Source organism: Proteiniborus sp. DW1, assembly GCF_900095305.1.
Taxonomy (GTDB): Bacteria; Bacillota; Clostridia; order Tissierellales; family Proteiniboraceae; genus Proteiniborus.
Window position 1 is genome coordinate 216,928 of the sequence record NZ_FMDO01000007.1, and the last position, 14,079, is coordinate 231,006.

General features: G+C 33.9%; 13 protein-coding genes. 12 read left to right on the plus strand and 1 reads right to left on the minus strand.

What is annotated here, in order from left to right:
- The first annotated feature begins 3 nt into the window (after positions 1-3).
- The 4 genes from DW1_RS02315 to DW1_RS02330 all read left to right on the plus strand — a co-directional run bounded on the left by DW1_RS02315 (position 4) and on the right by DW1_RS02330 (position 5,850).
- On the plus strand, positions 4-1,029 hold the full coding sequence (locus DW1_RS02315; protein WP_074349019.1) for an ABC transporter ATP-binding protein: 1,026 nt from the start codon (positions 4-6) through the stop codon (positions 1,027-1,029).
- Positions 1,030-1,034: 5 nt separating this feature from the next.
- Positions 1,035-1,997, plus strand: coding sequence for an ABC transporter ATP-binding protein (locus DW1_RS02320; RefSeq protein WP_074349020.1), 963 nt, complete (start codon positions 1,035-1,037; stop codon positions 1,995-1,997).
- A gap of 136 nt (positions 1,998-2,133) precedes the next feature.
- Positions 2,134-3,813: a peptide ABC transporter substrate-binding protein gene (locus DW1_RS02325; protein WP_074349021.1), complete on the plus strand. Its 1,680-nt coding sequence runs from the start codon at positions 2,134-2,136 to the stop codon at positions 3,811-3,813.
- Positions 3,814-4,197: 384 nt separating this feature from the next.
- On the plus strand, positions 4,198-5,850 hold the full coding sequence (locus DW1_RS02330; protein WP_074349022.1) for a peptide ABC transporter substrate-binding protein: 1,653 nt from the start codon (positions 4,198-4,200) through the stop codon (positions 5,848-5,850).
- A 238-nt stretch (positions 5,851-6,088) separates the two neighbouring features.
- On the opposite strand, the gene DW1_RS15405 is transcribed toward DW1_RS02330, so the two are convergent.
- Complete coding sequence (locus DW1_RS15405; RefSeq protein WP_159433536.1) at positions 6,089-6,244, minus strand: hypothetical protein; 156 nt, start codon at positions 6,242-6,244, stop codon at positions 6,089-6,091.
- A gap of 123 nt (positions 6,245-6,367) precedes the next feature.
- On the opposite strand from DW1_RS15405, the gene DW1_RS02335 reads away from it, so the two are divergent.
- From DW1_RS02335 to DW1_RS02370, 8 genes are all read left to right on the plus strand, one after another.
- Positions 6,368-6,976 (plus strand): hypothetical protein, encoded by a 609-nt coding sequence (locus DW1_RS02335; RefSeq protein WP_074349023.1) that lies wholly within the window; start codon positions 6,368-6,370, stop codon positions 6,974-6,976.
- 3 nt (positions 6,977-6,979) lie between these two features.
- Complete coding sequence (locus DW1_RS02340) at positions 6,980-7,963, plus strand: AIR synthase family protein (protein ID WP_074349024.1); 984 nt, start codon at positions 6,980-6,982, stop codon at positions 7,961-7,963.
- A gap of 182 nt (positions 7,964-8,145) precedes the next feature.
- Positions 8,146-10,209 carry an N-acetylmuramoyl-L-alanine amidase family protein gene (locus DW1_RS02345; protein WP_074349025.1) on the plus strand — a complete coding sequence of 688 codons (2,064 nt, stop codon included), beginning with the start codon at positions 8,146-8,148 and terminating at the stop codon, positions 10,207-10,209.
- A 185-nt stretch (positions 10,210-10,394) separates the two neighbouring features.
- The gene (locus tag DW1_RS02350) at positions 10,395-10,916 is read left to right on the plus strand and encodes a DUF2179 domain-containing protein (RefSeq protein ID WP_074349026.1); all 522 of its coding nucleotides are present in this window, start codon (positions 10,395-10,397) and stop codon (positions 10,914-10,916) included.
- 78 nt (positions 10,917-10,994) lie between these two features.
- On the plus strand, positions 10,995-12,011 hold the full coding sequence (locus tag DW1_RS02355) for a GerMN domain-containing protein (protein ID WP_074349027.1): 1,017 nt from the start codon (positions 10,995-10,997) through the stop codon (positions 12,009-12,011).
- A 161-nt stretch (positions 12,012-12,172) separates the two neighbouring features.
- Entirely contained in the window at positions 12,173-12,952 is a 780-nt protein-coding gene (gene rph / locus DW1_RS02360; protein WP_074349028.1) for a ribonuclease PH, read from the plus strand.
- A complete protein-coding gene (locus DW1_RS02365) occupies positions 12,945-13,580 on the plus strand; it encodes an XTP/dITP diphosphatase (RefSeq protein WP_074349029.1) in 636 nt (211 codons plus the stop codon). Before rph ends, DW1_RS02365 begins: the two co-directional genes overlap by 8 nt.
- Positions 13,558-14,034 (plus strand): metallophosphoesterase family protein, encoded by a 477-nt coding sequence (locus DW1_RS02370; protein WP_074349030.1) that lies wholly within the window; start codon positions 13,558-13,560, stop codon positions 14,032-14,034. The genes DW1_RS02365 and DW1_RS02370 overlap by 23 nt, the downstream gene beginning before the upstream one ends.
- Positions 14,035-14,079: the final 45 nt, after the last annotated feature.

The following is a 14,079-nucleotide window of genomic DNA, read 5'->3' on the forward strand; positions in this document are numbered from 1 at the left end:
AACTTGGCTAATAAAAATAATGTTTTATTAGAAGTTAAGGATTTGACTGTATCCTTTGACACTTATGCTGGTGAAGTACAGGCAGTGAGAGGAGCATCCTTTCACGTCAATAAGGGTGAAACTTTAGCTATAGTAGGAGAATCAGGTTGTGGTAAATCAGTTACGGCGCAGACTATAATGCAGCTTATTCCTATGCCCCCTGGAAGAATTAAAAAAGGTAATATCTTCTTTGAGGGAAAAGATCTGGCTAAACTTACAGACAAGCAAATGGAAGCAGTACGTGGTAAGGATATAAGTATGATTTTCCAAGACCCTATGACTTCTTTAAACCCAACTATGAGAGTTGGTAAGCAAATAATGGAAGGACTTATGAAGCATCAAAAATTCACTAAATCAGAAGCAAAAGAAAGAGCAATAGAGATGCTAAGGCTAGTTGGTATGCCAACACCTGAAAAACGTGTTGAACAGTATCCCCACGAATTCAGTGGTGGTATGAGACAAAGAGCTATGATTGCCATAGCTTTAGCATGTAATCCAAAGTTATTAATAGCTGATGAGCCTACAACAGCACTAGATGTTACTATTCAGGCTCAAATCATGGAATTAATGCAGGACTTACAAAGAAAGCTTAATACATCGATTATTTTGATAACTCATGACCTTGGGGTTGTTGCTAAGGTAGCAGATAGAATTGCAGTTATGTATGCAGGTGTTATAATCGAAAGTGGTACAGCACATGAAATATTCCACAATCCTCAGCATCCATATACATGGGGGCTTTTAAAATCAGTACCAAGGTTAGACACAGGTGAGAAAGAGAGGCTAGTACCTATAGAGGGGACTCCTCCAGACTTATTTGCACCACCTAAGGGGTGTCCTTTTGCTGCAAGATGCGAACATGCTATGAAAATATGTAAGCATCAACATCCAGAAAAGACTAACTTAACTGACACTCATTATGTGAATTGTTGGTTACAACACCAAGATGCACCTAAGGTTATAAATCCTATTACTGGAGAAGGGAGGTAGCTAATATGGATGAAAGAAAAAATTTAATAGAAGTTAGAAACCTGAAAAAATATTTTAACGTTGGTAGAGGACTAACTCTTAAAGCTGTAGATGGAATAAGCTTCAGTATAAAAGAAGGAGAAACCTTAGGCTTAGTTGGAGAATCTGGGTGTGGAAAATCTACTGCTGGTAGAACTATAGTTGGCCTTTACGATATTACAGACGGAGAAATTATTTTTGATGGAATGGATGTGGGTAGACTTAGTAAATCAGAAAAGAAGCAGTTCACTAGATCTGCTCAGATGATATTTCAGGATCCATATGCTTCCCTTAATCCTAGAATGACAGTTACGGACATTATAGGAGAAGGTATAGATATTCATGGTCTTCATAAGGGACAGGATAGGCAAAAAAGAATATATAATTTGCTAGAGCTAGTTGGACTTCGAAGAGAACATGCAAGTAGATATCCTCATGAATTTAGCGGTGGACAAAGACAGCGTATAGGTATTGCGAGGGCACTTGCTGTAGAACCAAAGTTTATCGTTTGTGATGAGCCTATTTCTGCTCTTGATGTGTCTATTCAAGCACAAGTAGTTAACCTATTAGAAGACTTACAAACTGAGTTTGGACTTACCTATTTATTTATTGCTCATGATTTGAGTATGGTTAAACATATTTCAAATAGAATAGCAGTTATGTATTTGGGAACAATTGTAGAGCTTGCAGATAGCAATGAGCTTTATGAAAGACCTCTTCACCCCTATACTCAGGCATTACTATCAGCAGTACCAATTCCTGACCCTGAGATTGAGAAGGATAGAAAGAGAATTATGCTTGAGGGAGACGTACCAAGTCCTATAAACCCATCACCAGGATGTAAATTTCAAGGTAGATGTAGAATGGCTCAAGATATTTGTAGAAAAGAGACTCCTGAGTTAAAAGAGATATATCCAGGACACTTTGTTGCATGTCATATGATAAAATAGATTTTTCATGACATAGGGTGAACATTGATTTTCTTCATATTCAAGGAAGTTAAAGTAACTAGTATATTCCTGAAGATTTGAAGGAATCAATTTCATTATATACAGAATAACTTTGAGATAAAGGGAGGAGAAAAACATGAGAAGAATCAAATGGGTAGCTTTGGTATTAGCTATTTTTATGGTGCTAACTATAGGCTTAACTGCTTGTGGCAATAGCACAGACAAAGATACAAATGATAACAATGCTGGTAATCCTTCTCAAGGGGAAGAAAAACTGGCAGCAGAACAAGTGTTGAGAGTTAACTGGGGTTCAGAGCCACCAGATCTAGACCCACAAACATCAACAGACCAAGTTTCTTTCTGGATTATTAATGCTATTTATGAAGGATTAGTGAGACAACAGCCAGATGGAAGCATCACAAAAGGTTCAGGATTAGCAGAGGACTGGAGAATTAGTGAAGATGGATTGACTTATACATTTGAACTAAGAGATGCTCAGTGGTCAGATGGGACACCAATAACTGCATATGATTTCGAATATGCATGGTTTAGGGCAATAGAACCAGAAACAGCAGCAGAATATGCATACCAATTCTACCACATAAAAGGTGCAGAAGCATATAATAAGGGAGAAATAACAGACAGAAATCAAGTAGGTATCAAAGCATTAGATGAAAAAACATTAGAAGTTGAGTTAGTAAGACCAACTCCATTTTTCTTAAGCCTAACATCATTTATAAGCTATATGCCTGCTCAAAAAGCAGCAGTTGAAAATTTAGGTGAAGAATTTGCTTCCTCACCAGATAAAATGGTTTATAGTGGACCATTTATGATTGAAACATGGGACAAAGAGCAAAAATTAAACCTAGCTAAAAATCCAAATTACTGGGATGCAGACATAGTTAAGCTTGAAAGAATAGAAGGAGATATGATTACTGATAATAATACTAGAATTAACCTTTACGATACTGGTGAGCTTGATGTAACTGCAGTTCCATCAGAGTTTATTGAGAAATACAAAGATACACCTGAATTTGGTACAGCAGCTGATGCAACAACTTGGTATTTACAATTTAACATGGAAGATGAATATTTCAGTAACATAAATATTAGAAAAGCATTTGCTTATGCATCTAATAGAAAAGCATATGTTGACAATGTATTAGCAGATGGTTCTATAGTAGCAGGAGGATTAACACCACCACTATTAGCAGGAAAAGATGGCAAAGATTTTGCTGAGAACCGTGGGAATCTATATGATGAATATGATGCAGCAAAAGCTAAAGAGTATTTTGAAACAGGACTAAAAGAATTAGGAATTACAAAAGAAGAATTTGTAAAGAATGTATCCTTCATTGGTGGAGAATCTACATGGTGGAGCAGAACAATGCAAGCAATGCAACAAATGTGGAAGGATACTTTAGGAGTAGAACTAAAGATTGAACAAATGTCATTTGCAATGCGTCTAGAAAGATACGATAGCAAGGACTATGGAATAACTCTAGCTGGTTGGGGTGGAGATTATAACGACCCAATGACATTTATGGATTTATTCGTAACAGGTGGCGGAAATAATGATGCATATTATTCAAACCCTGAGTATGATGCAAATATTAAGAAAGCTATGGAAGGTGAAGGTGACGAAAGAATAGATGCTATGATAGAGGCTGAAAAGCATTTAGCTGAAGACCTTCCAATATTCCCATTATTCCATCCTGCAAGAGTATATGTACAAAGAGAATATGTAAAAGATATTGCTAGATTTGCAGTTGGTTGTGATACCGAATATAAATGGGCATATATATTAGAGCACTAGAATAAAATAAATCAGAGGAGAGGGTTCAAGATTTAGAAATTTTCTTAATCGAGGGACCTAGGCCTCTGATTTTCTGTTTTTGGAATTATGTAGAATGTACATACATAAAAATAATAGTAGAGAAAATTACTTGAATAATATAATTTACATAAACTATTATATGTAGTAAATATATAATAATTTTAAAATATATATAAAAGTAAACGCTCTGCAATATTACATTTTTGTAATAAATTAATTACAAGAAGGAGATTGTTCTGAATTTATTGAATATTACATAAATATAGTTTTGATAAAATTATAGAATAAGCAGGAGGTGATATTATAGAAAATTAATCTGAAAAGTTACTTTTTAAGTAAATAATAATCTGAGGGGGAGAATTTATGAAAAAAATTCTAGCATTAACATTGGTTTTAGTGATGATTTTATCACTAGGTCTTGTTGGATGCAGCAGTAGTTCGAAGACAACACCTGGACCAAAGGCTGGAGAAAAGTTGGCTGCAGAGCAAGTTTTAAGATATAACTGGGGAGCAGAGCCACCAGACCTAGATCCTCAAACATCTACAGACCAAGTTTCATTCTGGATTATCAATGCTGTATATGAAGGTTTAGTAAGAACTCAGCCAGATGGAACTACACCAAAAGGTTCCGGACTAGCAGAAGATTGGACAATTAGTGATGATGAACTAACCTATACATTTAAACTTAGAGATGCCCAGTGGTCAGATGGTACTCCAATAACTGCATATGATTTCGAATATGCATGGTTTAGAGCAATTGAGCCAGAAACAGCGGCTGAGTATGCATATCAGTTCTATCACATCAAAGGGGCGGAAGAATATAATACAGGTGCAATAACAGATAGAAGCCAAGTAGGTATAAAAGCTTTAGACGACAAAACTCTAGAAGTTGAGTTAGTAAGACCAACACCATTCTTTATTGGTTTAACATCATTTATAACTTATATCCCTGCTCAAAAAGCAGCAGTTGAGGCATTTGGTGAAGAATTTGCTTCCTCACCAGATAAAATGGTTTATAGTGGACCATTCGTGATTGAGCTATGGGAGCATGAACAAAAATTGAACCTAGCAAAGAATCCAAATTACTGGGATGCAGATACAGTTAAGCTTGAAAGAATCGAAGGAGATATGATTACTGATAACAACACTAGAATAAACCTTTATGACACTGGTGGACTTGATGTAACAGGAGTTCCAACAGAGTTCTTAGAAAAGTATAAAGATACACCTGAATTTGGTACAGCAGCAGATGCAACAACTTGGTATGTACAATTTAACTGTGAAGATGAGTATTTCAGCAACCTAAATATTAGAAAAGCATTTGCTTATGCAAGTAATAACCAAGAATATGTAGACAAAGTAATGGCTGATGGTTCTATAGTAGCAGGAGGATTAACTCCACCATTACTAGCAGGAAAAGACGGTAAAGATTTTGCTGAAAACCGTGGTCATGTTTCATTACCATATGATCCTAAAAAAGCAAAAGAGCATTTTGAAGAAGGACTTAAGGAGCTAGGAATAACAAGAGAAGAGTTTCAGAAAAATGCATCATTCATAGCAGGAGATTCTACATGGCATCAAAGAACAAGTCAAGCATACCAGCAAATGTGGAAGGATGCATTAGGAGTGGAACTTGCAATAGAGAATATGACCTTTGCTATGCGTCTAGAGAGATATAATCAAAAAGACTATTCAATATCCTTAGCTGGTTGGGGTGGAGACTACAATGATGCTATGACATTTATGGACCTATTTGTAACAGGTGGAGGAAACAATGATGCATATTATTCAAATCCAGATTACGACGCAGCTATTAAGAGAGCTATGGAAGGCGAAGGAGACGAGAGAATAGATGCTATGCTAGAAGCTGAAAAATTACTAGCAAAAGATGTTCCTATCCACCCATTCTATCATCCAGCAAGAATATATGTACAAAGAGAGTATGTAAAAGGTATTGCTAGATTTGCAGTAGGTGCAGATACTGAGTTTAAATGGGCTTATATACTAGAACATTAAAATAAATAAAAAAGCAGTGGTAAAACCTTGATATGATACCTCCAAAGTAGACAGTCTAATTAATTAAAGTTAGATTATCTACTTGGAGGTGTTTTTTATGACCTAACCCAATTTTCTAAGTGCTTTTCTCAGAAAATTGTAGGTAGGTCAAACTAAGTGTGCTCCAAAATTAAAATCAACCCTATCAAAATTCTGCATAGTTTAAAGAAGAAAACAGAATAATATAATAATATAAATTTTATTTAAAATTATTATTTGTATTTTTCTGTGATTCTTGTTTATTCTTATAATAAGGGCAACCAGAAGATATATTACCAGAAGAAATAATTATGCGATTTAGTGTGCATATTCCATCTCTTTCATATAGACATTTCTCAGAGCAGTTTATGTTCATTACTGGCACCTCCTTTTTAAAACTCACGATACAGATAAACTTAATATATTTTGCCCAAATATATTAGTCATTATTTTGATTTAGTTTTATTTCAAAATGTGCTATTCTAAGTAATGAAGAGATATGAAAGAAGGTGATCATATTACATTTTTTCCTGACTATAATACTACAGAAACTGTTTATCATGTAGCTTGTATTACTGACTTGGACAATATACTGAATAATGGTATAAAATATAATGATAAGTCTACTTATAGTACTATGTATTTAGAGTTTCACAAATATATAAGTTCCTTTAAGCCAGAGAATATTCCTGATTGGGTTATAAGGGAAAAGGCTATATTTGCTAGCTTAAACTATAAAAAGGATCACTCTTGGCATTCTCATTCAGTCGTATTGGCCCTAAAAATAGATAAAGAAAGATGTTGGATAGCAAACGAAAATTTAGCCAATAGAATATATGAGCCATTTATATTAAAGGATGTAAAATATTTTGAAGTAGCAAATAGCTATTTAAATAGAGAAGGTAAAAAAGCAATAGAAGAGTATTGGAATACATCGCTTAGCTTTAATGAAAATCTACTACTTAGACGTGATAAAGAAAAAGGATATGATGCAGAGGTCATGATTTTCCACGACATAAAGCCTGAGGATATAACTATACTCAGAATAATTTCAGATCACAAAATAATGACATTTGAAGAATGTTTGGAGCTCTATAAGGGGGAATAAAAAATGAAAATAGGCAAGTTGCCAAATGAACTATTAGAAAAGATTGTATTCTCAAACATAAGCCGCAATAGAAATGAGGTATTAACTAGGGCAGGTATAGGAAAAGACTGTGCAGTACTAGACTTTGGTGAAAATGTATGTGTAGTATCCACTGATCCAATTACAGGCACTGTTAAAGATATTGGGAAATTAGCTGTTCATATTTCATGCAATGATGTAGCTTCTAATGGAGCTGAGCCAGTAGGACTACTTATGACCATACTAGCCCCTCCTAGTTCTACAGAAGAAGATATAAAAAAAATAATGGAGGATGCTAATGAAGCAGCATCAGAGCTTAATGTAGAAATCATAGGAGGACATACAGAGGTAACAGATACAGTAAATAGAATAATAGTTTCAACCACAGTTTTAGGAATGCAAGCAAAGAAAAACATGTTAGATCCTGAACGTGTAAAGGTAGGAGATAAAATATTGATTACTAAAAGTGCGGGCATAGAAGGAACAGCTATAATAGCTAAAGAACTTGAAGAAAAGCTAATAAACTCAATTCCACAATACCTTATAGATGAAGGGAAGTCTCTAATGGAAAATATAAGTATTGTGACAGAAGGCATAATCTGTGGTCATATAGGAGTGCCTTACATGCATGACATCACTGAAGGAGGAGTATTTGGGGCTGTCTGGGAGACTGGCGTAGCTACAAAAAAAGGAGTTAAGATTAATATTGATGCTATACCATTAAAGGAATCTACAAGAGAAATATGTAATGTACTTAGTATCAATCCATACAAACTAATATCTAGTGGTAGTTTAATAGTAGTTTCACCTGTAGAGAAGGTGGATAAAATTCAGAAAGAACTTTATGAAAAAGGAATAGAGGCGTCAGTAATAGGTGAGATAACAGAAGGGAATATTTTAGTTGAGATAGATGGAGAACTAAAGGAAATTGAACCGCCTGATAGTGATGAGTTGTATAAAGTGATTTAGATTTTCCTGTTTTTTTCGCTATATTAAAAGAATATTACAAAACCCCAAATCGATTGACATAATATTTTGTGAAATGATATAAATATACTATACACAGCTGTGAAAATTGTAGACATTTGCAGAATTAGCTAAAGAAGCAGTAGACATAATCACAAAATATTGCAGAATTTAGGGGGTAAGATATGAAGAAAATAGTTGCAGCTTTTATGGTGTTTATTATGTTAATGGGATTGGGAGCTAGTGTAATGGCAGCTTCAAAGCAATCCACAAAAGTTAGTATTAATGGGAGGCAGCTAGATGTTGCTACGGCTAATGTAATATTTGATGGAAAACCTATTGAAACTGATATACCTCCAATTATTCTCAAAGACAGAACTCTAGTCCCAATAAGATCTATTGGAAATCACTTGGGAGCAGAGGTAGGTTGGAATCAACAAACTAAAGAAGCCACTGTTAAGACAGCAAATCAAGAAATAGTTTTAACCCTAAATAGTTCCATGGTTTCAGTAAATGGAACTAAAAAAGAAATACCTTATGGAGTACCGGCTATTATAGTAAATGATGCTAGAATTATGGTTCCTCTAAGATTTGTGTCAGAGGTGTTAGGATGTATAGTTGACTGGGATCAAGACACTATGACAGGTATTATAACAAGCCAAGTATCTGAGAATATTGAGATTACTAATATTACAGTAGAAGAATCATCAGAATCTAGTCCAAAGATTAAACTTACTACGACTGGAAAAATCGAATATAGCGAAGAGTATCTTAGTGAGCCAGACAGGTTAATCATTGATGTACATAATAGCAGGTTGAATATTAGTGACAAATCTATAGTGGATTCTAATGGGGTAGTTAATATAGAAGTCAATAAATCTCCTATAAAGAGCATAAGAATGGCGGAGTTTTCTAAAGAACCTGAAATTGTTAGAATAGTTATAGATTTAGATAAGCACATAGGATACAATATTAGCACATCTATGGAGGACAAGCTTACGACAATATCTTTTTTAAATAATGTTCAAGATATTAGCTTGGAAAGCATAAATGGTAAAGAAGCAATAGTAATAAATAACTCTGAGGAGTTCAAATATAGTATGTTTACCTTGACTAATCCTAATAGGGTGGTTATTGACATACTTGATTCTAAGTTATGGACAGATAGCCTACAGTTTGATGTAGATGCTGAATACGTTAAATCAGTACGTTCTTCACAATATATTCCTGACTCTTCAGTTGAAGGGCAAGATAATATAGTAAGGGTAGTTCTTGATATAAAGGAGAATAGAGCAATTCCTAACATCAAGGTAGACATGAAAAAAAATAGTTTGATAATATTTGTAGACGATGAAGGTTTTGAGAATATATCCTATTCAAACAAAAATGAAGACGGTGGTCTAATAACAGTCCATGCTGAAAAAAGAACCGACTATTCAATTGAATATAATGAAAAAAGTAGACAAATGCAGATTAGAGTGGACAAAGATGATATAGATTTAGCAAAGGGCATAGTTGCAATAAACGATGACTATATAAGCAATATTACGGTAGATGAAGATGATGAGTATAAGAAAATAACTTTTAGCTTTAAGCAAAAGATAGCATACGAAGTACTTTCAAGTTCAACAGATGATTTAATTGAGGTGGCTTTTGAGAAAATAGAAGAAAATAATGGGGCAAGGCTTATTGTTATTGATGCAGGTCATGGAGGAAAGGATCCAGGAGCCGTTTCACCTTATTCTAAGACAAAAGAAAAAGATTTGAATTTAAGTGTAGCACTTAAACTAGATAAAAAGCTTAGAGAGCTTGGATTTAGAACTATACTTACAAGAAGTACAGATGAATTTATAGTACTTCAAGAAAGGGCAGACATCGCAAACAGAAATGGAGCTGATGCATTTATTAGTGTTCATTTTAATGCTAATGATAAAAGCAGTATAGCAGGAGTACAGACTCTATATTGTCCTGCTTTTAATAGTGAAGTAAAAGAAGAGGACCAATATCCATTTGCAAAAGCTATACAAGATGCACTATTATCAGGACTTAATAGAGAAGATAGAAAAATAGTAAAGAGACCTGACTTAGTTGTTGTAAGAGAAACAAAGATGGTAGCTGCCCTTGCAGAGCTTGGATTCCTTACTAATCCTGAGGAGGAAAAGTTGATTATAACAGAGGCATATCACGAAAAAGCAGCTCAAGCACTAGCAAATGGGATAGTGAATTATTTTAATAGTTTAGGAAAATAAGAGCAATTGAGAGTTGAGAATGGAAAATTGAGAATTAAATAAGGCTAAGAAACGTCATCCTATTATAGAGGATAGTCTTAGATTTAAGACTTCCTCCTGACGCATAGGATGACTTTTTGATTAGTTATTAATAATATTTTAGATAGGGTAATATATAATAGAAAGATTATTAAGGAGGAAGTTTTATGGAGGCTTTGTTTGGGTATCTTTTTATTTTTGGAGCAAGGATAATGGATGTTTCTTTGGCTACTATAAGAATGCTTATGGTAGTCCAAGGTAGGAGAAAATATGCTGCAATAATAGGTTTTTTTGAGGTCATTATATATATTGTAGCTTTAGGTAAGGTTGTAAATGGGCTAAGTAATCTAGGAAACGTTTTAGCGTATGCACTAGGCTTTGCCAGCGGTAACTATATTGGTAGCTATATTGAAGAGAAAATTGCTTTAGGAAATTTAACTGCTCAAGTGATATTAAATGATAATGATCAAGGTATCGTTAATGAATTGAGGGAAAATGGATTTGGAGTTACGGTAATAGAAGGACAGGGAAAGGAAGGTCCAAAGAACTTATTAACTATCATGTTAAAAAGAAAAGATTTGAGTAAACTTCACAAATTATTGGCTTCACATGATAAAGGAGTTTTCATAACAGTAAGTACTACGAAGCTTATAAGTGGTGGATATTTTGCAAAAATTAAAAAGAAATAGAAATAAACAAAATATTCATAGTATTCCCTTAGGGCTAATATACTTTATTAAGTAGTTTTAGCAAAGGGAGGGTAATGAATGTATATCAAAAAGTTGTTAATACTTGCTATAGTACTAGTTTTAGCACTTGGTCTATTTGGATGTAAGGCAATAGACACTATGAAGGATTTAATAACTAGTGAAGAGCCAGAAATTGAAATCATAAGAAGTGATGAAGATGAGAACATTATGGATGATGCTAGTCTAAGAAACACAGTTCTTTATTATCAAAATGAAAACGGATATCTTGTACCTGTTAAAAGAAAAGTTCCTTGGGAAGAGGGGATAGCCAAAGCAGCACTTAAGAACATCATGGATACTCCCACTATTAGGGAGGATATTAGCAGCATAGGGCTTAAGCCAATAATACCTGCAGGAACAGAAATAATTGGAATGTCAATTAATGAAGAAACTGGTTTGTGTAAGGTTGACTTTAATAGTCAAATTATGAATTGCCAATCAAAAAAAGATGAAGAAAACATGGTAAAGGGTGTAGTATACACATTAACCGAGTTTTCAAATATTAAGGAAGTACAGTTTATGGTAGACGGGAAGATAGTACCAGAACTTAAATATGGTACAAAAGTGCAACAACCATTAGCTAGAGAAGACATAAATGTAGTAGAAGACTTAGGGACTGGAGAATCAAAGGTTGTTGTATACTATAAAGGAACTAGCAATGGGGATTATGAATATTATGTTCCTGTAACAGTACCTACATCAGCGCCTAGTGCAAATATACTTACATCTCTTGAAGCATTATTTGATGGAGCACCTGCTTTATCAGGACTTTATACAGATATTCCAGAAGGAATAGATTTTCAAGGAGTAGAAGTATATAATGGAGTAGCTTATGTAGATATTATATCTCATGATTTTGAGATATTAGAAGATCAGACTGTATTTAATAAAATGACTAAAAATATAGGACTTACATTAAAAGAGTTCCCTGAAATAGAATATGTGGAGATATTATTTGATGGCAAGACTATAGAAGAAGCAGGGCTAGATATAGAAGCTCAAGAAACAGTACCAGTTTTCGCAAATGAGTATTAAAAGATTATATACAAAACTCATGGATAATGCTTAGTTACCATGAGTTTTTATATTGACTATGGTTTTATTTAAAATTAATAGAAAAAAATCATATTCTCTGTTATTATATTGGATAGTAGGAAACAATATTATGTGTAAAATTAATTGAAAGGTGAATACATATGACTAGAATAGATGAAAGAAATAATGACGAATTAAGAAAAGTTAGAATAACTAGAAACTACATAAAACATCCACAAGGATCAGTTTTAATAGAAATGGGAGACACAAAGGTTATTTGTACTGCCATGATAGAGGATAGAGTACCACTTTTTCTAAAGGGTGCTGGTACAGGTTGGATAACAGCAGAATATTCAATGCTGCCTGGATCAACTATTACTAGAAAAATTAGAGAATCCAGTAGAGGAAAGGTAGAAGGTAGAAGCCAAGAAATTCAAAGATTGATAGGTAGAGCATTAAGATCTGTTGTTATATTAGAGGACATAGGAGAAAGGACTATTTGGATAGATTGTGATGTAATACAAGCAGATGGAGGAACTAGGACGGCCTCTATAACAGGGGCTTTTATAGCCCTAGCAGACGCTTTGTATAATCTATATAAAGAAGGAAGCATATCATACATTCCTCTAAGGAATTTTTTATCAGCCGTAAGTGTGGGAATTGTCAATGATGAGGCTGTATTGGATTTATGTTATGAAGAAGATTCGAATGCAAAAGTAGACATGAATGTTGTAATGACAGGTAATGGAGATTTTGTAGAGATTCAAGGTACTGGAGAAGAATCACCATTTTCTTTAAATGACTTGAATGAATTAATTGCATTAGCACAAAAAGGCAATGCAGAGCTCATAAGATTTCAAAAAGAGTCTCTAGGAGAAGAAATAAGTAGTCTTATAGGAGTAAGTAAACCTGAAACTAAAGGGGAGCCAAAATATGAATAAAAAATTACTTATTGTTTCAAGTGATAACAGTCATAAGATAGCTGAAATAAAAAGTATATTAAAAGACCTACCCATCACTGTACTTTCAAAAACTGAAGCAGGGTGTGGTGATATTGAAGTAATAGAAGATGGAGATACCTTGGAGGAGAACGCAACAAAAAAAGCAGTAGAAATAGCAAAAAGAGCAAATGGTATAGTTATAGCTGATGATACAGGACTTTTTGTTGATAGGCTAAATGGAGAGCCTGGTGTCTATTCAGCTAGATATAGTGGTGAGAATGCAACATATATAAGCAATAATCAGAAATTGCTAAAAAAGTTAGAAGGAGTACCATTAGAAGATAGAACAGCTAAGTTTAAGACTATAATTGCAATAGTTTTAGAAGATAAGAGTGTAAAGCTGGTATCAGGAGAATGTACTGGCCAAATAGGCTTCGAACCAAAGGGAGAAAATGGCTTTGGCTATGACCCTCTATTTATAGTTGATGGATATGGGAAGACTTTTGCAGAGCTAGGTGAAGAGATTAAAAACACCATAAGTCATAGGGCTAATGCTTTAAAAGAACTTAAGAAAGAGCTTAAAATATTATTAGAGGACGAGTACAATGAAAATAGCAATAATAAGTGATACTCATGGATATGTTCAGGGGTGTATAGATGCACTGAATAAAATAGAAGGGATTGACATTATAATACACCTTGGAGATTATACGAAGGATGTTAAAGCCATTAGAGAAGCTTTTAATATTACAGTGTTAAATGTAAAAGGCAATTGTGATTCTTATGACTTTGAAACTCCAGATGATAATATTATCGAAATAAAAGGTAAGAAAATTTTTGCTACTCATGGTGACTTATATAGAGTTAAGCAAGGATTAAATGATATTTATTATAGAGCTAAAGAGCTAGATGTGGATGTAGCCTTATTTGGTCATAGTCACACCTCGACCTTAGTAGAATACGATGGTGTTCTTTTTCTAAACCCAGGAAGCCCTACCCTACCTAGAGCAGGTACATCAAAGAGTATAGGAATACTATATATAGATGATAATGAAGTCAAGGGTGAAATAATTACAATATAGCTAATAAAATTATATATTAATAATGTTAGCTTAAAGTAATAAATA

What these genes read in the sequence shown, in the direction of transcription:
- DW1_RS02320 (WP_074349020.1), top strand. Translation starts at nt 1,035, where the DNA reads ATGGATGAAAGAAAAAATTTAATAGAAGTTAGAAACCTGAAAAAATAT.
- DW1_RS02350 (WP_074349026.1), top strand. Translation starts at nt 10,395, where the DNA reads ATGGAGGCTTTGTTTGGGTATCTTTTTATTTTTGGAGCAAGGATAATG.
- DW1_RS15405 (WP_159433536.1), bottom strand. Translation starts at nt 6,244, where the DNA reads ATGAACATAAACTGCTCTGAGAAATGTCTATATGAAAGAGATGGAATA.
- DW1_RS02365 (WP_074349029.1), top strand. Translation starts at nt 12,945, where the DNA reads ATGAATAAAAAATTACTTATTGTTTCAAGTGATAACAGTCATAAGATA.
- rph (WP_074349028.1), top strand. Translation starts at nt 12,173, where the DNA reads ATGACTAGAATAGATGAAAGAAATAATGACGAATTAAGAAAAGTTAGA.
- DW1_RS02325 (WP_074349021.1), top strand. Translation starts at nt 2,134, where the DNA reads ATGAGAAGAATCAAATGGGTAGCTTTGGTATTAGCTATTTTTATGGTG.
- DW1_RS02335 (WP_074349023.1), top strand. Translation starts at nt 6,368, where the DNA reads ATGAAAGAAGGTGATCATATTACATTTTTTCCTGACTATAATACTACA.
- DW1_RS02355 (WP_074349027.1), top strand. Translation starts at nt 10,995, where the DNA reads ATGTATATCAAAAAGTTGTTAATACTTGCTATAGTACTAGTTTTAGCA.
- DW1_RS02370 (WP_074349030.1), top strand. Translation starts at nt 13,558, where the DNA reads ATGAAAATAGCAATAATAAGTGATACTCATGGATATGTTCAGGGGTGT.
- DW1_RS02330 (WP_074349022.1), top strand. Translation starts at nt 4,198, where the DNA reads ATGAAAAAAATTCTAGCATTAACATTGGTTTTAGTGATGATTTTATCA.
- DW1_RS02345 (WP_074349025.1), top strand. Translation starts at nt 8,146, where the DNA reads ATGAAGAAAATAGTTGCAGCTTTTATGGTGTTTATTATGTTAATGGGA.
- DW1_RS02340 (WP_074349024.1), top strand. Translation starts at nt 6,980, where the DNA reads ATGAAAATAGGCAAGTTGCCAAATGAACTATTAGAAAAGATTGTATTC.